The organism is Acetobacterium wieringae, from assembly GCF_001766835.1.
Lineage (GTDB): Bacteria > Bacillota > Clostridia > Eubacteriales > Eubacteriaceae > Acetobacterium > Acetobacterium wieringae.
Genome location: NZ_LKEU01000029.1, coordinates 38,530 through 60,101 on the forward strand (window position 1 = coordinate 38,530; position 21,572 = coordinate 60,101).

At 43.3% G+C, this 21,572-nt stretch carries 22 protein-coding genes and 1 riboswitch; of the genes, 9 read left to right on the forward strand and 13 right to left on the reverse strand.

The genetic code is table 11. From position 1 onward, the window contains the following. Positions 1-9 precede the first annotated feature (9 nt). The 3 genes from feoB to ACWI_RS09200 form a co-directional block, all read right to left on the reverse strand. The gene (feoB, locus tag ACWI_RS09190) at positions 10-2,151 is read right to left on the reverse strand and encodes a ferrous iron transport protein B (protein ID WP_070371143.1); all 2,142 of its coding nucleotides are present in this window, start codon (positions 2,149-2,151) and stop codon (positions 10-12) included. A 90-nt stretch (positions 2,152-2,241) separates the two neighbouring features. Next, positions 2,242-2,463, reverse strand: coding sequence for a FeoA family protein (locus tag ACWI_RS09195; RefSeq protein WP_070371144.1), 222 nt, complete (start codon positions 2,461-2,463; stop codon positions 2,242-2,244). Between the two features lie 10 nt (positions 2,464-2,473). Then, on the reverse strand, positions 2,474-2,683 hold the full coding sequence (locus tag ACWI_RS09200) for a FeoA family protein (RefSeq protein WP_070371145.1): 210 nt from the start codon (positions 2,681-2,683) through the stop codon (positions 2,474-2,476). A gap of 290 nt (positions 2,684-2,973) precedes the next feature. On the opposite strand from ACWI_RS09200, the gene gshAB reads away from it, so the two are divergent. The 5 genes from gshAB to ACWI_RS09225 all read left to right on the forward strand — a co-directional run bounded on the left by gshAB (position 2,974) and on the right by ACWI_RS09225 (position 8,489). Further along, positions 2,974-5,289 (forward strand): bifunctional glutamate--cysteine ligase GshA/glutathione synthetase GshB, encoded by a 2,316-nt coding sequence (gshAB, locus tag ACWI_RS09205; RefSeq protein ID WP_070371229.1) that lies wholly within the window; start codon positions 2,974-2,976, stop codon positions 5,287-5,289. A 164-nt stretch (positions 5,290-5,453) separates the two neighbouring features. Further along, positions 5,454-7,253, forward strand: coding sequence for an aldehyde ferredoxin oxidoreductase family protein (locus ACWI_RS09210; protein ID WP_070371146.1), 1,800 nt, complete (start codon positions 5,454-5,456; stop codon positions 7,251-7,253). 51 nt (positions 7,254-7,304) lie between these two features. Next, positions 7,305-7,541: a MoaD/ThiS family protein gene (locus ACWI_RS09215; protein ID WP_070371147.1), complete on the forward strand. Its 237-nt coding sequence runs from the start codon at positions 7,305-7,307 to the stop codon at positions 7,539-7,541. After that, positions 7,541-7,762: a hypothetical protein gene (locus ACWI_RS09220; protein ID WP_070371148.1), complete on the forward strand. Its 222-nt coding sequence runs from the start codon at positions 7,541-7,543 to the stop codon at positions 7,760-7,762. Before ACWI_RS09215 ends, ACWI_RS09220 begins: the two co-directional genes overlap by 1 nt. A 21-nt stretch (positions 7,763-7,783) precedes the next feature. Then, a riboswitch (molybdenum cofactor riboswitch) is annotated at positions 7,784-7,901 on the reverse strand. 210 nt (positions 7,902-8,111) lie between these two features. Then, positions 8,112-8,489 carry an arsenic metallochaperone ArsD family protein gene (locus ACWI_RS09225; protein ID WP_070371230.1) on the forward strand — a complete coding sequence of 126 codons (378 nt, stop codon included), beginning with the start codon at positions 8,112-8,114 and terminating at the stop codon, positions 8,487-8,489. A 97-nt stretch (positions 8,490-8,586) separates the two neighbouring features. Here the strand turns inward: ACWI_RS09225 and hisIE are convergent, their stop codons facing one another. Genes hisIE through ACWI_RS09270 form a run of 9 tightly spaced genes read right to left on the reverse strand, consistent with a single transcriptional unit; the run spans position 8,587 to position 16,159 of the window. Next, complete coding sequence (gene hisIE / locus ACWI_RS09230; protein WP_070371149.1) at positions 8,587-9,207, reverse strand: bifunctional phosphoribosyl-AMP cyclohydrolase/phosphoribosyl-ATP diphosphatase HisIE; 621 nt, start codon at positions 9,205-9,207, stop codon at positions 8,587-8,589. A gap of 11 nt (positions 9,208-9,218) precedes the next feature. Then, a complete protein-coding gene (gene hisF, locus ACWI_RS09235) occupies positions 9,219-9,977 on the reverse strand; it encodes an imidazole glycerol phosphate synthase subunit HisF (protein ID WP_070371150.1) in 759 nt (252 codons plus the stop codon). Continuing rightward, on the reverse strand, positions 9,971-10,693 hold the full coding sequence (gene hisA / locus ACWI_RS09240) for a 1-(5-phosphoribosyl)-5-[(5-phosphoribosylamino)methylideneamino]imidazole-4-carboxamide isomerase (protein ID WP_070371151.1): 723 nt from the start codon (positions 10,691-10,693) through the stop codon (positions 9,971-9,973). The genes hisF and hisA overlap by 7 nt, the downstream gene beginning before the upstream one ends. Then, entirely contained in the window at positions 10,690-11,298 is a 609-nt protein-coding gene (gene hisH / locus ACWI_RS09245; protein ID WP_070371152.1) for an imidazole glycerol phosphate synthase subunit HisH, read from the reverse strand. Before hisH ends, hisA begins: the two co-directional genes overlap by 4 nt. A gap of 14 nt (positions 11,299-11,312) precedes the next feature. Beyond that, positions 11,313-11,900, reverse strand: coding sequence for an imidazoleglycerol-phosphate dehydratase HisB (hisB, locus tag ACWI_RS09250; RefSeq protein ID WP_070371153.1), 588 nt, complete (start codon positions 11,898-11,900; stop codon positions 11,313-11,315). Next, the gene (gene hisC, locus ACWI_RS09255) at positions 11,890-12,954 is read right to left on the reverse strand and encodes a histidinol-phosphate transaminase (protein ID WP_070371154.1); all 1,065 of its coding nucleotides are present in this window, start codon (positions 12,952-12,954) and stop codon (positions 11,890-11,892) included. Before hisC ends, hisB begins: the two co-directional genes overlap by 11 nt. Then, the gene (gene hisD / locus ACWI_RS09260; protein WP_070371155.1) at positions 12,954-14,234 is read right to left on the reverse strand and encodes a histidinol dehydrogenase; all 1,281 of its coding nucleotides are present in this window, start codon (positions 14,232-14,234) and stop codon (positions 12,954-12,956) included. The genes hisC and hisD overlap by 1 nt, the downstream gene beginning before the upstream one ends. Before the next feature lie 47 nt (positions 14,235-14,281). Beyond that, positions 14,282-14,902 carry an ATP phosphoribosyltransferase gene (gene hisG, locus ACWI_RS09265; protein ID WP_070371156.1) on the reverse strand — a complete coding sequence of 207 codons (621 nt, stop codon included), beginning with the start codon at positions 14,900-14,902 and terminating at the stop codon, positions 14,282-14,284. Then, positions 14,903-16,159: an ATP phosphoribosyltransferase regulatory subunit gene (locus tag ACWI_RS09270; RefSeq protein ID WP_070371157.1), complete on the reverse strand. Its 1,257-nt coding sequence runs from the start codon at positions 16,157-16,159 to the stop codon at positions 14,903-14,905. Positions 16,160-16,553: 394 nt separating this feature from the next. Between ACWI_RS09270 and ACWI_RS09275 the strand changes: the two genes are divergently transcribed. Both ACWI_RS09275 and ACWI_RS09280 read left to right on the forward strand, forming a co-directional pair. Further along, the gene (locus tag ACWI_RS09275) at positions 16,554-18,377 is read left to right on the forward strand and encodes a sensor domain-containing protein (protein WP_084633604.1); all 1,824 of its coding nucleotides are present in this window, start codon (positions 16,554-16,556) and stop codon (positions 18,375-18,377) included. A gap of 15 nt (positions 18,378-18,392) precedes the next feature. After that, positions 18,393-19,037 (forward strand): HAD hydrolase-like protein, encoded by a 645-nt coding sequence (locus ACWI_RS09280; protein WP_070371159.1) that lies wholly within the window; start codon positions 18,393-18,395, stop codon positions 19,035-19,037. A 61-nt stretch (positions 19,038-19,098) separates the two neighbouring features. Here the strand turns inward: ACWI_RS09280 and ACWI_RS09285 are convergent, their stop codons facing one another. Next, a complete protein-coding gene (locus ACWI_RS09285; protein ID WP_070371160.1) occupies positions 19,099-19,515 on the reverse strand; it encodes a hypothetical protein in 417 nt (138 codons plus the stop codon). 197 nt (positions 19,516-19,712) lie between these two features. Here ACWI_RS09285 and ACWI_RS09290 point away from each other — a divergent pair, with 197 nt between their 5' ends. Then, positions 19,713-21,089, forward strand: a complete 1,377-nt coding sequence (locus ACWI_RS09290; protein ID WP_070371161.1) for a GntP family permease — start codon at positions 19,713-19,715, stop codon at positions 21,087-21,089. A 194-nt stretch (positions 21,090-21,283) separates the two neighbouring features. Further along, positions 21,284-21,496: a YjfB family protein gene (locus ACWI_RS09295; protein WP_242871604.1), complete on the forward strand. Its 213-nt coding sequence runs from the start codon at positions 21,284-21,286 to the stop codon at positions 21,494-21,496. The last annotated feature ends 76 nt before the right edge of the window (positions 21,497-21,572 follow it).

Here is a 21,572-nt window from a genome sequence, read left to right on the forward strand (position 1 = left end):
GGATAAAGGTTAGATTTCTTTGACCGGTATCAATTGTTTTTGTTTTGTTTTGCTGACTGGTTTTCTAAAGAGCAGATAGAGTAGGGCAGCAATCATTAGGATCGCAGCAGCGGTTCCGATACCAAAACCACCACCAGTGAAAAACAGTCCCAATTGATAAATGATCAGGGCGATGGTATAGGCAAATGCGGTCTGATAACCCACCGCAATCAGTGTCCATTTGGCACTGCCCATTTCCCGGTGAATCGCGCCGATGGCAGCAAAGCAGGGGGCACAGAGCAGATTAAAAACCAAAAACGAGAAGGCTGCCATCTGGGTAAAGGCCATTTGCAGCTGGGGCCACAGTTCGGCACCATCTTCGGCCACTTCGGCAAAACCAAAGAGGACGCCAAAGGTACTGACTACTGTTTCTTTGGCAATCAGACCAGTTATGGTGGCAACAGTCGCTTCCCAAGTACCAAAACCGAGGGGAATAAAGACCGGCGCAATGATCATGCCAAGGGCGGCCAAAATCGATTCGTTGGTGTCGACCATTTCCAGGGCAAAGTTAAAGCTTGACAAAAACCAGATGGTGATACTGGCCACAAAAATAACGGTACCGGCTTTTTTGATAAAGGATTTACCCCGTTCCCACATGTGGATCAGAACCCCTTTAGCACCGGGGACATGATATGCGGGCAGTTCCATAATAAAGGGGGCCGGATCACCGGAAAAGCCCCGGGTTTTCTTTAAAATGATACCGGAAACAATGATAGCTGCTACCCCGATGAAGTAGGCCGACGGTGCAACCCAGACCGATCCGGGGAATAAGGCACCGGCAATCAGGGCGATCACGGGCAGCTTGGCCGAGCAGGGAATAAAGGAGGTCGTCATGATTGTCATCTTGCGGTCCCGCTCATTTTCAATGGTTCGGGAGGCCATAATTCCGGGAACGCTACAGCCGGTTCCAATCAGCAATGGTATGAATGACTTGCCGGACAGACCGAATTTTCGAAAGACCCGATCCATGATAAAAGCAACCCGGGCCATGTAACCGCAATCCTCAAGAATGGCAAGGAAGAGAAACAGGACAAACATCTGGGGGACAAAACCGAGAACCGCACCAACACCACCGATGATGCCATCAAGAATCAGTGAATTCAGCCATTCAGCGGTACCCCAGGAAACAAGAAGTGCCTCTACAGCCGGGGGAATAATTTCGCCAAAGAGCACGTCATTGGTCCAGTCGGTTACCCAGGCACCTACCGTGGTAACGGAGACAAAGTACATTAAGAACATAATAGCGGCAAAAATAGGTAAGGCCAGAAAGCGATTGGTTACAATCCGATCGATTTTGTCCGAGGGGGTCATGCCGGTGCTGGCTTTCTTTTTGATTGTATCCGAAACGATGCGACCGATGGTCTGATAGCGTTCTGAGGTAACGATACTTTCGCTGTCATCATCCATGGCTTCTTCACAAGATACGGTAAGTGCCGTAATTTCAGCCATTACCGTATCTGAAAGGTTAAGCTGTTCGATGGCTTTTTCATCACGCTCAAAAAGTTTGATGGCATAAAAATCCGGATGTTCGGTGGTGCTTTTGGTTTTAATGATGGATTCAATTTGACCTAAGGTTTTGGTGATGTCAGTTGAAAAAATCGGCAGTGGTTTTGATTTCTGTCTGCTTTTGCCAAGGGTAATGGCTTTCTCGGCCAGTTCAGCACATCCTTCGCTCTTAACAGCAGAGGTTTCCATTACTTCACAACCCAGCCGCTTGGCAAGCGCTTTGATATTGATGAGATCACCACGCTTTTTGACAATGTCGGTCATATTCAGGGCCAGAATCATCGGAATACCAGTTTCCAGCAACTGGGTTGTCAGATAGAGGTTTCTTTCAATATTACTGCTATCGACGATATTAATCATGACGTCGGGTTTTTCGTTCAGTAAATAATTTCTGGAGACCACTTCTTCCAGAGTATAGGGGGACAGCGAATAAATACCAGGCAAATCGATGATTTCGACATCGTTGTGGCCTTTTAATTTGCCGGATTTCTTTTCAACCGTGACCCCCGGCCAGTTGCCCACATACTGGGAACTGCCGGTGAGCGCATTGAACATGGTTGTTTTACCACAGTTGGGATTTCCAACGAGTGCAATTTTTAAGTTCATATAAGTTCTCCTCGTTAATTTGATAGCATTGACTAACATTGTGTGCAAAAATTTAACAGCCATGGCTGTTAAATTCTTGCATTGTAATTGTTAAAAAACTTCGATCAATTCGGCATCGGCTTTACGAATGCTCAGTTCATAGCCCAGCACGGTGATTTCGATGGGGTCACCCAGGGGGGCAACCTTTCGGACAAAGACATCAACACCTTTGGTGATGCCCATATCCATGATCCGGCGCCGAATGGGGCCGTCGCCATGGAGTTTTACAACTTTAGTGGATTCCCCACATTTTACAGCTTTGAGTGTTTTCATGTTGATCTCCTTAAATGATAATGCGGTTGGCCATGTTCTTATCGATGGCAACCCGGGTATCTTTAATGTTTAAAATAATGTTGCCAGAAAGCTCAGATATGATTGTTACATCAGCGCCTTCGACAAAACCAAGGCTCGCCAGAAATTGATGCGTAGTATCTTTACCGGTGATTTTTTTGATGTGATTTGTTTCTCCGGGTGTCGCCATTGATAGTAACATGGTTTTCCTCCTATTGGTTAGCAATAACTAACATAATAATTATTAAAATTGAGTTAGGAATTACTAACTCAATGAGTAGAGTCTAACATCTTCTGTTTTATTTGTCAATACTTTAAACAAATAAGTAGTGAAATATGGATAGAACGATTGGGACTTTGCAGGAATCGCGATTATTCCCTAGCAATCAAAGGGAAATAGTTAGTTAGAATTAATCTTTTTTATGGTATAATTAAAAAAATTTTGTACAGTTCACACCGATTTATCTGTACAACAACGGAAAGGCTATGCGCATGATCGAAATATTAAAAAATAAAATGACACCGGAAAGCATTTTAACGGCGGGGTTTGGAGTAGAAAGAGAAGGACTCCGGGTGACACCACAGGGAAGACTGGCATTGACGCCACATCCGCCGATTTTTGGCGATAAGCTTAAAAATCCATATATCACTACCGATTTCTCAGAAAGCCAGATTGAACTGGTTACACCGGTTTTTTATTCAGTCGACGAAACCTATGATTTTCTGGAAGCGCTTACGGATATTGTGATCGGTGAGATTGGCGTGAATAATGAGCTGTTTTGGCCATACTCGATGCCATGTAGTATTCCTGATGACAACCAGATCCCGATTGCCTCTTATCAGGGAGAAGAAGGAAAAAAAGCCCGGGCATATCGGGAAAAACTGATGGTTAAATATGGTGGCAAGCGACAACTGATCTCCGGTATCCACTATAACTTTTCTTTTGGCGAGGAATTTCTAACAACCATCTGGCAGGAACTGGGTACGCAGGAGAGCTATAAAGATTTTAAAGATCGAATTTATTTAAAGGTCTTACGTAATTTTTTACGTTATCGCTGGCTAATTATTTATTTAATGGGCTGTACGCCCGGTCTCCATAATTCATACATTGAGGAATGCCTGCAATGTATGGGCGATTGTGGTAATGAAACCTATCTCAGTCCCGGCGGAACCTCGGCCCGCAATGGCAGTTGCAGTGGTTATAAAAATGAAATCGATCTTTATCCGGACTACAGTTCCATTAAGGATTATATCCGGAGTATCAATGAGTTTGTGGAGCGGGGAGATATTTCTGAAGCGAAAGAGCTGTATGCCCAGATCCGCTTAAAACCGAAGGATTATAAAAACGTACTGGACTCCTTAGCAGCAGAGGGGATCCAATACCTGGAGATCCGCACCATCGATCTCAATGTTTTTGATAAGTGTGGCATCGCAAAAATAGATCTGGACTTCATGAATATTTTTATGCTCTTTTTACTGTTGGAAGGAGAAGAATTTTTTGACACCTGGCAGCAGGAAGCGCTTATTAATGAAGTGGCGGTGGCCGAACATGGGCTTGAACCAGATTTGGAATTGCTGGATCACCGACACTGGACACTCAAATCAGCCTGGGCTGAGGATATTTTGGAAAAGGTGGCAGAGGTTAATGAATACCTTGATTTAAAACAGGATCGCTGCATCAAGGAAATGCAGAACCGGGTAAGACAACCGGAAACGACCTATGCCCATCGATTGAAATTATTAATGCAGCAAAAGGGCTGTCTGGATGCCAATCTGGAAATGGCTAAAGCCTATAAAAAACAGTCTGATGCGGATCACTATCGTCTGAAGGGGTTCGAAAACTGGGAAATGTCGACCCAGGTTTTAATCAAGGAGGCACTGACCCGGGGAATAAAAGTAATCCCAATGGATGCGTCTGACAATATTGTCCGATTGGAAAAAGACGGTCGCCGGGAATATGTTAAGCAGGCGACAAAGACCAGTGCTGATAATTATGTTACCCCGCTGCTAATGGAAAATAAGGTTGTCACCAAAAAAATTCTGCAGGAAAATGGTTTGCCGGTTCCCGATGGCGAAGAATACTTTTCCTTTATGGAAGCAAAACAAAAATTGACAAAATATGTCGGCAATAAAGTTGTGATCAAGCCCAAGTCCACCAATTTTGGATTAGGGATCTGCATTTTTGATCAGGGTGGTACCCTGAAGGAACTCTTAGAAGGAGCTCGCATTGCCTTTGAACACGACAATACAATTTTAATTGAAGATTACATTCCTGGGCTGGAATACCGTTTCCTGACCATGGGTGATGAGGTTGTAGCGGTGCTCCATCGTCGCCCGGCCAATGTGGTTGGTGATGGGGTTTCCACGATCCAACAATTAATCGATGAAAAGAATAAACATCCCTATCGCGGCGATGGCCATACCAGTCCGCTTAAAAAAATTGAGCTGGATGACCAGGCTCAAATGTTTCTCAAAAAACAGGGGCTGTCTAATCAGTCGATACCGGCAAAAGGGAAAATGGTCTTGCTGCGGGGCAATTCCAATATCAGTACCGGCGGCGACAGTATCGATTTCACGGATCAAATGCATCCGTACTTTTCAGAGATTGCCTTAAAGGCGGCCAGGGCCTTTGGTGCCAAATTTTGTGGCATTGATATTATCCTGGAAGACTACCGCAATCCCGATTCAAACTATGGAATTATCGAACTTAATTTTAATCCGATGATTGTTATGCACGCTTATCCCTATGAAGGTCAGGAACGGAGACTGGGTTATAACATTCTAAAAACGATCGGCTTGGTGGACTGATAAAATTTGCGCTCAAAAACTGATCAAAAATTGCGCAGCGAATCCTAAAAAAGCTATAAATTTTTGCGCTTGTCATTTACTTTCCTTTAATCGATTGAATAAAAGGTAAAATTTGGGTATAATGATAGTGGTTACAAATAAATAAAATTTAGGAGGCGTACGAAATGTTTGGTTACATGGGGAAAATTTTACGTGTCAATTTGACGACCAATGAAGTGACAACTGAAGATCTGGATTTTGAGTTGGCAAAAAAATATATTGGTGGTCGTGGTTTAGGAACAAAGCTGTATATGGATGAGGTTGATCCGCAGGTTGATCCTTTTGCGGCAGAAAATAAGATCGTCTTTATCAATGGTCCGTTGTCAGGGACAGCGACTCCTACCGGTGGTCGGTATATGGTCGTTACAAAGTCACCGTTAACAGGATGCATTGCTTCTTCAAACTCTGGTGGAGAATGGGGCGCCTACCTGAAGTATGCTGGCTATGATGCCATTATCATTGAAGGGAAAGCCAGTCTCCCGGTCTACATTAATATTGATGAAGACAAGGTAGAGATCTTACCGGCTTTGGATCTGTGGGGGAAATACACCACAGAAGCCAGTGATTTGCTGGCTGAAAAACAACCAGGCTCAAAGGTATTAACGATTGGTCCAGCTGGTGAAAAGCTGTCTCAAATGGCAGCGATCATGAATGAAAAAGATCGAGCTGCTGGTCGCTCCGGTGTTGGGGCAGTAATGGGTTCGAAAAACTTAAAAGCTATTACTGTTAAAGGAAATTTAAAACCGGAAATTGCCAATGTAGAAGGATTAAAAGCAGTTACTAAAGAATGCCGTGCAATGTTAAAAGAGAATGGCGTTACGGGTGGTGGTTTACCAACCTATGGAACCGCTGTCCTGGTTAATATTATCAATGAACATGGGGTATACCCGACTAAAAACTTCCAGGAAGGTGTCGATCCGGACGCTGAAGCTGTTAGCGGCGAAACCATGACTGAAAAATATCTGATCAAGCGTAATCCTTGTCATCATTGCCCAATTGGCTGTGGTCGCTGGGTCAAAAGCGATAAGAGTCCTGATGGCATCGGTGGACCTGAATATGAAACCCTCTGGGTGTTTGCAGGTGACTTAGGTATCGACGATATGGAAGTGGTTATCGATGCGAACTACTGGTGTAATGAACTGGGTTTAGATACCATTTCTGCTGGTGCGACTTTAGCTGCTGCCATGGAATTGTACCAACGTGGTTATATCACTGACGAAATGCTTGATGATGATGTGATCCTAAAATTCGGAAACGCTGAGTCAGTAGTTCATTGGCTCAAAAAAATGGGGAATAGAGAAGGCTTTGGTGATTTACTGGCCCGTGGTTCCTACCGATTGGCTGATTTCTTTGGCGTTCCTGAATACTCCATGTCGGTTAAGAAACAAGACTTGCCAGCATATGACCCTCGTGGAATCCAGGGGATGGGTCTTCAATATGCAACCTCCAACCGTGGTGGATGCCATGTTCGTGGCTACCTGATTTCTCCTGAAATCCTTGGTTTACCCGAAAAACTGGATCGTTTTGATCTCTCAGGTAAAGAAGTATGGGCAAAAGTATTCCAGGATCTGACTGCAGTTATCGATTCCACTGGCTTATGTCTGTTCACCTCATTTGCTTTGGGTGCTCAGCAATATGCTGACATGCTCAACGAGGTTCTGGGAACCGAATGGACGGCTGAAGATGTTTTGTTAGCTGGTGAACGAATCTGGAATCTGGAAAAACTCTTTAATTTAGAAGCTGGTATTTCACCAGAAGAAGATACCTTGCCACCACGTTTATTAGAAGAAGCAATGCCAGATGGACCAACAAAAGGTTGGGTTCATAAACTGGATGAATTGCTGCCACTGTACTACAAAGAACGCGGCTGGGATGAAGATGGTATTCCAACGGAAGAACGTCTTGAAAAATTAGGTTTATTATAGAATAAATTTAAGGGACGATCTTTGATCGTCCCTTTCGTTTTAGGAGGAAACATGTCAATCAAAATAAAATTATTTGCAAATTTTCGGGAGGGCCGAGGGAAGATCGTCGAAATGGATTATACCCCGGGAATGACAGGACAGGATGTCATCGATAGTTTGGGTATCACCGCGCCGGAAATTGCAGCTCTTATCGTCGATGGGGTTGACGGGAAAGTTGATGCCATGCTTGCCGTTCCCATTAAAGAAGATGGATATATGGCGATTTTTCCTCCTGTTGCAGGAGGTTGATGATAAAAGCCAAGCCCGGAGATTTGATAATAATCGGGCTTGGCTTTTACATAAGACATTTTTTCAAAAAACAACCAAAAACCGGTTGGTTAGTCCGGCTTTGGCGTCTAAAAGAAAGTGTCCTGATTTACGTATTTCGGTTACAAATAAATAAAATTCAGGGACGTTCAGGGAAAAAAAAGGCCACTCCTGATGGAATGGCCTTTTTTTTCTGCACTTAAACAATGCAAAATGACAAAAAAATTATTCTGTCAAGCCCCTTTTCCACAATGGGAGACATAACCGTTTCCGATTATACCCTACGGGTTTAAGTTCATAGCAAGCACCTTAGAAATCTTAAACTTCGGAGTATCTATATTATACACGATTAATAACGTAAGTGCAATAAAAATATGGTTGGCTTTAATATAAATATTTTATCAAACTAACTGTATAACATCTTAAGTGATTTGCAAGATAACTTGACAGAATCAGTCAATTCGATTATTTTAGAATCATACTAATATGAAAGGTAGTTCATCGAAATCTGATTGACTTCAAGATAAATAGGGATGAACTAAGTTGATAAAAATGAAGACAATTGAGATATATGATTCGGTAATATGCGATAGTGGCAATGGTTGCGGATCGGGAGCGGATCGGGAAGTCTTAAGGATTAAAACGATGCTTCGGGCGTTAACGAGTGAAGGAAAAAAAGTGTTGCGATACGGTTTGATTGAAAATCCGGAAGTATTCACCAGAAATAGGGAAATCAGTGAGATTATTGAAAAAAATGGCTCGGATGCACTGCCAATTACTGTAGTGGATGGTGAAATAAAACGTCGCGGTTCCTATCCATCGAACCTTGATTTAGCAACCTGGTCAGGAATGACGCAGGACGAACTGGTTATGATGTTGATGAAAGCCAAAATGGCCAATCGTAGTTTTTGCGGCGGTGATTGTTGTTAATTGGAGCAGTAGGGGGTGTGGCAAGCGCCCCTTATTGTTTGGATAAAATAGTCTAAAAAAAGCCGATTAACGTTTATTTAATCGGCTTTTGAAAGACTTATTTATGGCGTTTAGTCAGCTCATGGAATAGCGATTCCAGGTCGACATTCTGATTATTGAGCAATACCAGCAAGTGATAGATCAGATCTGAAGCTTCATAAATTAGTTCATCAGGATCATTGTTTTTAGCAGCAATAATTGTTTCAGCCGCTTCTTCACCAATTTTTTTACAGATTTTATCAACGCCTTTTTCAAACAAATAATTCGTGTAGGAACCTTCTACCGGGTTTGTTTTTCGGTCAGCTATAAGATGATAAAGCATCGTCAATACTTCCATGTTGCCCAGGTTTGTTTCGGGATTCACTGCCAGACTGCGATAGAAACAGGAGGTGTTGCCGGTATGGCAGGCAGGGCCTGCTGGAATGACTTGAAGAAGCAGCGTATCGCCGTCGCAGTCATAATCAACTTTTACCACGGTTTGAGTATTGCCGGAAGTTTCGCCCTTTACCCACAGAGCCTGGCGGCTGCGGCTGTAAAAAGTGGCTTTTTTAGTATCCAGGGTCATTTTCAACGCTTCTTCATTCATCCAGGCCATCATCAGCACCTGACGGGTTTCATAATCCTGAACGATGGCAGGAACCAGTCCCGCTTCATTATATTTTATATTTTCTAAATCCATGTTTTACCTTTCTATACCCGTCTGACAGGTATTTGCTGATCATGTAAATAATTTTTCAAATCAGCAATGGGAATTTCTTTATAGTGAAAAACGGATGCCGCCAGGGCCGCATCGGCGCCTACTTTTAATACTTCAGCAAAGTCTTCCATTTTTCCGGCTCCGCCGGAGGCAATAATCGGAATGGTCAAAAGACGGGAGAGTTTCTGGTTGAGCTCCAGATCATAGCCTTTTTTTACCCCATCGGTATCGATGGAGTTGATACAAATCTCTCCCGCCCCCAGGTCCTGGCCTTGTTTCGCCCACTCAATCGCATCGATACCGGTGTTTTCCCGGCCGCCTTTAACGTAGACATCCCAGGAACCTTTATTATTGCGTTTGGCATCGATCGATAAAACCACACATTGGGCGCCAAAACGAAGGGCCGCCTCGCGAATCAATTGGGGGTTTTTAACGGCTGATGAATTAACTGAGACCTTATCAGCGCCAGCCATCAGCACTTTGCGGAAATCTTCAACCTTGCTGATTCCGCCCCCGATGGTAAAGGGGATGCGGATCGCTTCAGCAACTTTCTCAACAATATGGATAAAGATGTCCCTATCTTCATAACTGGCCGTTATATCGTAGAAAACCAGCTCATCGGCACCCTGGTCGGAGTAGTATCGGCCCAGTTCGACCGGATCGGCAACATCCTGAATATCCTGAAATTTTTTACCTTTTACTACCCGGCCGTGATCCACGTCCAGGCAGGGGATGATCCGTTTGGTCAGCATGATTTCAGCTCCTCTTGCAACAGTTTTTCCAGATCGATGGCTCCTTCATAAAGGGCTTTTCCGGTAATAGCACCGTAAAGTCCCATTTCCTGAAGACGGATCAGGTCGGCTGATTTGGAGATACCGCCGGAAGCGATAATATCAATTTTTAAGTTGTCATTGAGTACCTTGAGCATCTCAAAATTAGGACCAGTCATCATGCCGTCTTTTGATATGTCGGTATAAACCAGTGTCGACAGCCCCAGTTTTTCCAGGTTGCTGGCCAGCTCAAGGGCCTCAATATTGCTGCTCTCAACCCAGCCTTCGGTACAAACTAGACCGTTTTTAGCGTCAATGGAGACGCAGACTTTTTCATCATAAAGATCCAGGAGTTTGACAATAAAATCGAAATCTTTTACCGCCTGGGTACCAATGATGATTCGGGCGACGCCGCTGTCAATATAGTCTTTGGCAATTTCCAGTGTCCGGATACCACCGCCCAGTTCGACGGGAATATCCAGCGCGGCGACAATATCCTTAATCAGTTCCAGATTTTTCGGTTGGCCGTCAAAGGCACCATCCAGATCGACGAGATGCAGATATTGGGCACCTTTGGACTGCCACTTCAGGGCGACATCCACCGGGTTGTCAAAATATATGGTTTCGGCATCCTTTTGCCCTTGCATCAGGCGGACGCATTTGCCGTTTTTTAAATCGATGGCCGGAAACACAATCATGATATCATCTCCTTAAAGTTTGTTAGTAGTTTATAGCCCACATTGGAGCTTTTTTCCGGATGAAACTGCATCCCAATGACGTTGTCCTTTTGAACAATCGCCGGTACCTTGACACTGTATTTTGCATAAGCCACCACATCATCAAAGTAGTCCGGTTTGGCATAGTAGGAATGGACAAAGTAGACATAGTCTTCGGTGCCGATGTTTTTAACCAATGGGCTTTCCCGGTTGATCACCAGATTGTTCCAACCCATGTGGGGGATTTTTATCCCTGGGGCATCAAACCGAACAATTTCGCCAGGGATATAAGAGAGTCCGAAAAATTCACCGTCCTCATAACTTTTATCAAAAAGTAGCTGCATCCCGAGGCAAATACCCATCAGAATTTTGCCTTTTTTGACATTATCATTCAAAGCATCAATGAGATCAAATTTTCTGAGGTTATCCATGGCGTCAGAGAAAGCTCCAACCCCGGGTAGAATGATGGCGTCAGCCGCATCCAGAATCTTTTTATCTCGGGTGATGGTGCCGGAAAGACCGACATCACCCAGGGCAGTAGCGACATTTTTTAAATTTCCGACATCGTAGTCGACAATTGCGATCAATGGTTGTCCTCCTGTTATTCTATTATTCCTTTAGTGGATGGAATTTCGGTGTTGCCAGCTGCGATCGAGCAGGCGTCTTTTAGTGTTCGGCCCAGCGATTTAAAAATTCCTTCCACAATATGGTGGTTGTTCTTGCCGTAGAGGGAAGCCACATGGAGGGTCATTTTGCTGTTGCTGGTGAAAGCGCTAAAGAACTCTTCCAGCATTTCAGTTTCAAAGTCACCAATGAATTCCCGGGTCAGGGGGACATCGAAAACAAGGTAACTGCGGCCGCTGATGTCCACACAGGTGCGGCACAGGGCCTCATCCATAGGAGTGAACTGGAAAGCATAGCGATTGATGCCAGCCTTGTCACCCAAGGCATCATAGAAGGCTTTTCCCAGCAGAATGCCAATATCTTCGATGGCATGGTGGTTGTCAGCCTCGTCACCATGAGCGTCGATGGTCAGATCAAATTTGCCATGCTTGGTGAAGAGCGTCAGCATATGATCAAAAAAACCGACGCCGGTGTTGATCTGGGCGATTCCCGAGCCGTCAAGATTAAGTGATAGCGAAATTTCGGTTTCGGTAGTGGACCGGCTTAAGGTGCTTTTACGCTTCATTGTACACGACCTCCCGGATAATATCCAGAATCTTTTGGTTTTCCTGGGGTTTGCCCATCGAAAAACGAATACTGCCGGGAGTCACGTCTGTCTCGGCAAAGCGTTTAATCAGGATGTTTCGTTTCAGGAGCGCCTGATAGATGGCTTCAGCCCGGTCGCTTTCAAAATAAATAAAATTGGCGCCGGAGGGATAAAGGGTCAGGCCGGGAAAGGTCTCCAGCACCTGCATCGCATTTTGGCGCTCGGCCCTTAAAATTTCCAGATTACGCAGGATCGCATCGCAGTTTTTAAGGGCGATAACGGCCAATTTCTGGGTCAGCACATTGAGATTGTAGGGACCCTTAACCTTGTAAAGAATATCAATTATTTCACTGTTGCCGAGGGCATAGCCACAGCGGATACCAGCCAGACCGAAGGCTTTAGACAAGGTCCGCAGCACCAGCAGGCGGGGGTATTTTTCCAGCAGATCAACGCCTGATTCACCAAAGAACTCGATATAGGCTTCGTCGAGGATCACCAGTGAAGGAACCGCATCCAATATTTTGACAATATCCGCTCGACTAAAAATATAGCCGGTGGGGTTGTTAGGGTTACAGATATAAAGCAGTTTGGCCTGATTCTCACAAGCCGCTGCAATCAATCCCTCCACGTCGGGAATGTGGCTCGGCAGATCGGGGACCATGATATGTCGGGCATTGGCAATGGTGGCCCAGATATCATACATGGCAAAGGACGGTGAGTGGGAGACCACCACATCACCGGGATCGACAAAGGCCTGGTTGATCATCGCAATCAGCTCATCCGAGCCGGAACCGCAGATAATGCCTTCGCCCGGGACACCGGTGTAGTCACTAATGGCTGCGATCAGTTCCGGAAAACAGGCCTCCGGGTAGCGATTTAAATCAGTGTTACAGATTTCGTCGCAGAATTTTCGTTTGAGCTGCATGGGAAAGTCATAAGGACTTTCATTGGCATTGACGACGATCTCAAACTGCGGGGCATCGACCTTGTAGGCAATTAATTGCTGAATATTTTTTCGTATCAGTGATTCCATTAGTCTTCAAACCGCCTTTCAACTGCTTTGGCATGGGCATCCAATCCTTCACAACGGGCAAAGGCGGCAATCTTGGGATAGACTGACTGCAATGCGGCCTGATCATAGGATAGGATGCTGGATTTTTTCAAATAATCATAGACTCCCAGAGGAGAAGAGAATTTAGCTGTGCCGGAGGTCGGCAAAGTGTGGTTGGGCCCGGCAAAATAATCGCCCAGGGGTTCTGGGGTGTAGGCACCCATAAAGATGGCCCCGGCATTTTTTACTTTTTCCAGCGAATCCATCGGGTGTTCGATCAGCAGTTCCAGATGCTCGGGCGCAATCTGGTTGGACAGCTCAAAGGCCTCGTCGAGATCTTTGACAATAAAGATAAAGCCATAATCATCGACAGATTTTTTGGCGATTTCTTTGCGGCTTAAGTCTTCACTGATCTGGCGGTAGACTTCATCGATAACCTGATTGCCGAGCTCCGCTGAGGTCGTCACCAGAATCGGCATTGCCAGTTCATCGTGTTCGGCTTGCGACAGCAGGTCAGCGGCGGCATAAACCGGGTTGGCATTTTCATCAGCAATGATCAGGACCTCGCTGGGACCGGCAATCATATCGATATCGACCTTGCCAAAAACTTCTTTTTTAGCGGTGGCGACATAAATATTCCCGGGACCGACAATCTTATTAACCGCTTTGATGGTTTCCGTGCCATAGGCCAGGGCGGCAACCGCCTGGGCGCCGCCGATTTTATAAATTTCGTGGACGCCGGCAATTTTGGCGGCCGCCAGGATCGTGGGATTGATTTTGCCGTCCCGACCCGGTGGCGTCACCATCACCAGGGACTTGACCCCGGCCACCAGCGCCGGAATGGCATCCATCAGCACGGTCGAAGGGTAGGTTGCTTTGCCACCTGGGACATAGAGGCCGACCCGTTCAATCGGTGTGATGTGCTGACCCAGGATGACCCCAGGTTGGGGCGTGTAGGTCCAGGTAGTTTCTAACTGTTTTTCGTGAAAATCACGAATGTTCTCGGCCGCTTCCCGGATGATATCCAGAAGTTCAGCGGGAACCGCGGCAAAGGCTTCATCAATTTCTGCTTCGGTGACCTGCAAGTGGGTGAGTACACAGTGATCAAGAGCTTGCGTATAATACAAAAGAGCGGCGTTGCCTTCTTTTTTGACGCCCTTAATTATTTCCAGAACGGCGTTGCGAATATCCTCCCGCTCATCGTCGTTGCGTTTTAAGATGGTGTCAAGGTCCATCCCTTGTTTATAAGTGATAGTTTTCATTTTATTCCTCTCGATTTAATTAAATAACCAGCTCTCGTCACTAATAACTACAACTGGTTTTCAAATGCCTTGATAATGGGGTCGATCATTTCCCGTTTAGTTTTCAGGCTGACCTGATTGACAATCAATCGGGAGCTGATCTCGCAGATTTCTGCCAGCACCGATAGTCCGTTTTCTTTCAAGGTGCTACCGCTTTCGACGATATCGACGATGCAGTCGGCCAGACCAATCAGCGGGGCCAGCTCCACCGAGCCATTGATTTTAATGATATCGACCAGTTGGTTTTTGGTATGAAAGTATTCTTTGGCGATAACCGGGTATTTGGTACCGACCACCATTTTTTTACCATAGGGGATGGGACGGTTTTCAAAGCCAGCCACGCACATTTTGCATTTGCCGATGTCAAGGTTTAGCATCTCATAAACCTGGGCCGGGTGTTCCAGCAGCACATCCTTGCCGACAATCCCAATATCGGCGGCGCCTTTTTCGACATACGTGGGAACATCCGGTGATTTCACCAGAAAAAACTCAATTGCACCGGTGGTATCGGTAAAGATCAGTTTGCGGCTTTTTTCTGAGTAGTCGGAAAAAACATAACCGAGATCAATTAACAGCTCAATCGCTTTTTTGGCGACACGGCCCTTGGCCAGGGCGAATCGGATGACCATTTATTGCACCTCGCTTTCGGAACTAATTGTTTTGATTTCTGAAAAATTTCCGTTGTTTTCGGAAAAGAGTTTGCCGTCCATTATAAAGTACAGGGCGGCATTTTTATAAAGGGCATTTGCCTGGAAAGACAAAGCATGCGTTTCTTTCGTTTCATTCATCAAGAAAACTTCGGCAATGGCTCCTTGAGATCGCAATTGCTCGGCCATTTTGTAGGCGTTGGCTTTTTGTGCTTTTTCATAAAAAAGCACATGGATCCGCTGGTCATCCCGGGGCAGTAGCTGATGTTGCTCCATGTAATCAATCACTTTGAGCAGATCGATGGCAAAACCGCAGGCCGGACGGGGAATACCGAATTTTTCCGATAAATGGTTGTAGCGTCCGCCGCTGATCACCGGCTCGCCACAGCTGTTGATATAACCTTTAAAGTTGATATCACTGTAATAGTTCATCTGATTGGTAAAACCAAGATCAAAACTGACATAATCAGCCAGGCCAATGATCTCCAGATGGGCGTAGATTTCAGAAATTTTTTCGACAACCTGACGCATTTTATCATTGATGCACAGGGCTTCCATCTGTTTTAATACCGTTTTAGGCTCGCCATAAAGCAGTGGCAGTTTAAGAATGATGGCTTTTTTATCATCCGGCAAGGCCAGCTTTTCCAGATAGTTGGCGATGTCGCCAATGTTTTTGTTTTCGATGTATTTAAATAGGGTAGCCTTCTCTTTGGCGGAAAAGGCCAAATCGTCAAAAAGAAAATTGATGAAGCCGACATGGCCCAGATCAATATGGACATCGTTAATGCCGTTTTGAAGCAGGGAACGGATCGCCAGGGCAATCACTTCGCCGTCACATTCCGGGCTGTTGTTGCCAAAATATTCGATCCCAATTTGGGTAATCTCTTTTTTGATGATCTCTGGTGATGAAAAATTACGATAAATGTTGGTCTCATAAGAAAATTTAATGACATCCTGAGCATTGGGATGGTTCATAGCAGCCATACGGGTCACCGGCAAGGTGGCATCGGGCTTCAAGACAAGGACCTTGCCCTGATGATTCACCAGCTTAAAGAGATCATCGCTGGGGATAGAATCTTCATTGACGTAAAGGTCGTAGGTTTCAAAGGTGGGGGTGGAAATCTGATGATATCCAAAGGACCGGTAAAGTGACATAAGTTTATGATTGATTTGCTGCAAGGCAAAATAATCCTGATGCTGGATGTTTTCGAATCCATCGATGGTATAATTGAAAAGCATGTGAACCTCCTTGTTCATATTTGCTTTATTGCTGTAGTCTGGTAAAGTGTTAGCTCTATTGTAGCATGAATTCACAATTTGTCAAAGCTTTTTAAGTGATTTATTAATTTTCCTTCTGCCGGATGCTTGTTACAAGCAAGGACGATTAGATTATTGGTGTATGATTGATTCCAAATATGTTCATTGTTATCTACATGTCGGCGACAAAAATAGATGTAGTTCAAAATAGATAGTCCAATTTAAAAAAATAAAAATGGACAGTAATGGATTTTGTTGACAGTATGTATTATAATATATCTGTGAATTGAAGGCAAATATCCTAAGTATCATCTTTGAACAAATAGCTTGGTTGATATGCCGATTACATGATACATCAGAAAGCAAGGTGTTCATTATGCAAAATGAGATAAATATTTTTTTAGGAGAGAATATAACAACAATGGTAATATTAGGAACCATTGTTATTTTTTGTTTGGCAGGGACAATTATCTATCATCTCGTTAAAATCAATAATCGGCGGGAAGAGTGGGAACAGGCTGAAAAGGTGTTTCAGGGAGTATTCAATCAAGTGACAGATAGTATTGTTGTAGTTGATAAAAATGGAATCATACATAAAGCAAACGAAACATTTTTGAAGTATCAGGGAAAACCAGCAGATAAAATTATCGGAAAAAGTATCCAACGGATTCCGATGGACTATGTTTTTGAAGACGAGATGGACCAATTAAAAAAAGCGATTGCTGAAAAGGGTGTGTATGAAAGGGATATCAAGTTTTATCATAAAAGTGGTGAGGTAATTCCAATTCATCTAGTTTTTAAACCGTTGAAGATAAACAGTAAAAAGGGACGTGAAAAAACCTACATGGTGGTAACCGGTACAGATTTGAAAAATACCTATGAAAAGGATGAGTATATCAGTCAGCAGAAAGAAGAACTGTTAGAAATTCAGCATCTTGCCCATTTGGGCTATTGGGAAATGAATTATTTAACAAAAAAAATTTACTGGTCAAAAGAGCTTTATAGTATACTTGGCTATGAAGAAGGTGAGGTCGAGCCGAATCTTGACATCATCTACTGGATGGCTTATGAGGATGATCAGAACCGGGTTTGGAAAGCCTTCTTACGGGCATTTCAGGCGCAGGAAAAAGTGGATACACATTACCGGATAAAAAACAACCGTGGTGAAATTCGGGATATCTATTTGCGAATTCGACATTATTTCACTAAAGAAAATGAGCATCTTCGAACCATTGGGATTCTTCAGGATGTCACAAAACAGGTCGATTTACGTGAAGAACTAAATGCACAACTGATTTTCACAGATAAGGTGCTTAACAACAGCAGGCTTTTATTTATTGAATTTGACAGTAATTTTGAAGTTAGAAACATTAATCACGTGGTTCAGCAATTGAGTGGAATTACTGATGATGAGATCGAAAATAAAAATCTTCGAGATGTTTTTGGAAATCTTAACCGTGCACATCGAAAGTTTGTTAATGAAAATTTAGATTTTCGACGACCATTACCCTTTAGAGATTACAAAGGAAATATCCATTATATTCAGTGGGATCATGCGACTTTTTCCAGAAGAGATGGAAAAAACACTAATATTCTGCTTGGTATTGATGTATCAGAAACTATCGAAAAACGCAAAGCCTTGGAAGCCGCGTTTGTTCAGGATCCAGTCACTAAATTACCCAATCGTTATAAGTTGGAACAGGTTTTGGATAATTACTTTGACAAGAACGGGAAAAACCCTGATAAGAACCTGGCTTTGATTTTTATTCACGTTGAGGGAATTCATTTGGTCGGTGACGCATTTGGTCAGGCTGTTGAAGATCATTTGATGCAGTCGTTGAGTGAGCGGTTATATGGTTGTGTTGGGAAATATGGGCTTTTCGTTCGTCGTTATACGGATCAGTTTGTTTTGTTTTATCCGTGTGACACGGGTATTAAAATAGTTATGGAGATTTGTCAATTGATATCGAAATTGTTTGATGTGCCCTTTGTTATTGAGGAAAACGCATTTACATTAAAATGCCATATTGGAATTTCAAAATTTCCTGACCATGCAAATACTAAGGATGATTTAATCCGCTTTGGTAGCGCAGCGATGCATGAGGCGCAGCGATTAGGTCTGGATTACTATTTTTTTTATGATTCATTAGAAAAGAAATTAAAAAGCAAAGTGATTGGATACAAACAAAAAAACAATTAAATTGAGGAGTCATCTATGGCCTATAAATGTGTGGTTTTCGATTTTGATGGTACCCTTGCGGATACTGAAGAGAAAGCCTTTAATATATACAACGAACTGGCAACAAAATATAAATACAGCACTGTCACCATGGAAGAACTTCAGCATATTAAGAATCTTCATGTGAAAGAGATAAAGGAAATTGTTGATATCCCATTTTATCAATTTCCTCGAGCACTGCGGGATGGGCAAAAAATGATGCGCAAGGAATCAAATGAAATCCATGCTTTTGCCCCAGATATTCATGCGTTTTTTACGGCGTTGAGACGGGAAACCAAGCATATTGGCATTCTCACCTCGAATATAAAGAAAACTGTTTCTGATTTCTTAATAACTTACGACATCAGTCATGAGATTGAATTTATCATGTGCTCGGCACTGATGTCGAAGTCAAAAAAAATCAAGAAGGTGCTGCGTAAGCATGATATTAAACCTAGTGAAATGTTATATATCGGTGACGAAGTCCGAGATATTGAAGCCTGTCATAAGGTTGGGGTCGATGTTGCTGCGGTTAACTGGGGCTATAATACACCCCTTGCTCTTGAAAAGTGTAAACCCACGTTCATGATTGACAATATCTGGAAAGTCATTGATATTGTTAAAACAAAAAATGATCATTGAATCGGATTTATGCATCAGTAGTGGAACAAATAATCTTCAGTGCGCCGACGCTAATTACCCGCTATGGTGTGATTAGACGGTATTTGCTGGGCGTTTTGGATACCAACACAGAGACATTCAGATCTTTGTTTATTTCATCAACAAGGGCGGTAATGGATTCGTCATTGGCACCATAAATCACACAATTTAGTGTGGTTTCATCTACAATTAATGCGCCAATATAATAATAGCCATTAGAAACAGTTAGTGTTACGCCGCTCACATGGTTTAAAAGTTTCATTTTAATTATTTCAATGGCCTCCTGGGTATCCATGATTTGTTTACCGGTACTCACATCATTGAGTCCGATAAGAAGCTCATAACGGTCGGTGGATTCCAGACCCAGGGAATCGGACTCTTTTTCAGAAGTCGGTATACAGCCAACTAGTGTTGCAATAGAGAGGAATAGAATACATACAATAAATAGTCTTTTTCGCATCGGATTGTTCTCCTTAAATGATTTGCTAGTGGATCATAATAATCTTAATCATAACACATTTTGATGGCAAATGAAATGCTCAATGGGATGAATGATTTGCGCCAAAAGCTTAGCCAGAATATTAAATAGTATGGTAAGAACGTCTAGGCTTCGCTGATTTCAGGACGAATGCTTAAAATAAAAAGAGGGGTATTTTTATGACCGGTTTGGTTTTGATGAGTACATTTTCAATTGCAATTGGTGTGATGATTATCGCCATTTCAAGATGGGGTGTCCACCCCTTTTTAGCGATTATGGGTGTTTCATTAATTCTTGCTGTGGTTGTCGGATTGCCGCTTTCAGAAATTCCCGGAATTTTAGGATCCGGATTTTCAGGAATATTTACAAGTATTGGTATTGTGATTATTCTGGGTGCTTTAATTGGATTAATCTTGGAAAAAACTGGTGCGGCAATTAAATTGGCAGACCTTGTAGTAAAGATGGTGGGACAGAATAATCCTGAACTGGCTTTGATGATTATAGGATGGGTTGTCGCAGTGCCGGTTTTTTGCGATAGTGGGTTTGTAATCTTAGATCCGATTCGCAAAGCAATGCAAACAAAAACCAGAACCTCATCAGTAGCCATGACGGTAGCTCTGGCAGCGGGACTTTATACGGCTCATGTATTTATTCCACCCACACCAGGACCGATTGCAGCAGCTGGAACGCTTGGGGTTGGAAATAATTTGCTGTTAGTTATTGGTGTCGGTACACTGGTGTCGATTCCTACATTAGTGGCGGCGCTGATATTCTCAAAATACATTGGTGAAAAAATCAAATCAAAAGATGAACTTGAGGATCAGGACTATCAAAAAAATATGGCGGAACTACTTTCTGAATATGGTGAAATACCAGGTGGTCTGGCTTCCGTTGCTCCGATTCTGGTACCTGTGGTACTGATGGCGCTTGGTTCAATTACCAGTTTATTCTCAGTTGGTGGAATATTGGGTCAATTTTTTGCTTTTTGTGGAACTCCCATGATTGCACTAACGGGAGGGTTATTATGTGCGTTGGGGCTCTTGATTTCAACAAAAAAAACAGCAGATTTTTATGAACTGACCAATGAAACCTTGAAGATTGTTGGACCCATACTATTTGTAACAGCTGCTGGTGGGGTTTTAGGTAAGGTGATTGTTGCAGCTGGCTTTGTTGAATTTATTCAGTCCAATGCCGGTTTCATATCCCAGGCCGGTATCTTTTTTCCATTTCTGATTGCAGCTATTTTAAAAACGGCTCAAGGATCTTCAACAGTTGCGATGACTACGACGGCAGGAATTATGGGCAGCTATTCAGACGCTGGCTCAATGATGACGGCATTAGGTTTAAGTACCCCATTATCTGCAGTTCTGGCAGTGCTGGCGATCGGGGCTGGGGGAATGACGGTATCCCATGCAAACGATAGCTACTTTTGGGTGGTGACAAACTTTGGGGCAATGGCACCCCAGGATGGCTATCGTACCCAGACGCTATTGACCCTGATTATGGGAATGACAGCAATGGTAACTATTTTTATTTTATCGCTATTCGTGTTATAATTAAGTAATTAATAGTCTAAAAATTAAATGTAACGATTAAGATATTGTTATTCATATTATGGTATTATTATCCTAAAGTAAAGGCATCGCAGTACGATAACATACATGTGTTTAGAATGTAGATTAAGGCAACGGCTGATTCGAACGAATTTGTTTCATGAAATTTTCATTGATTCACAAAAAAGAAGGGTGGAATGAATATGGATATTGCGGCACTATCAATGGGTTTGAGCCAAATGCAGGTTAGTCAACAAGCCAGTATTTCGGTGATGAAAATGGCAATGGATACTGGTACAGAGCAAATGACTGATATGATGGCAATGGTCGAAACAGCGACTCCGTCGGCCACTGTAGCTGGTCCTGCACCAGATCCTAATATCGGCCAGTTGTTGGATATCTCGATTTAAATGGATCCAGCCGGATTATAACACCGGCTGGATTTTTCATTGTTAATATACATAAGGTGCAGGTAATTTCGATAAA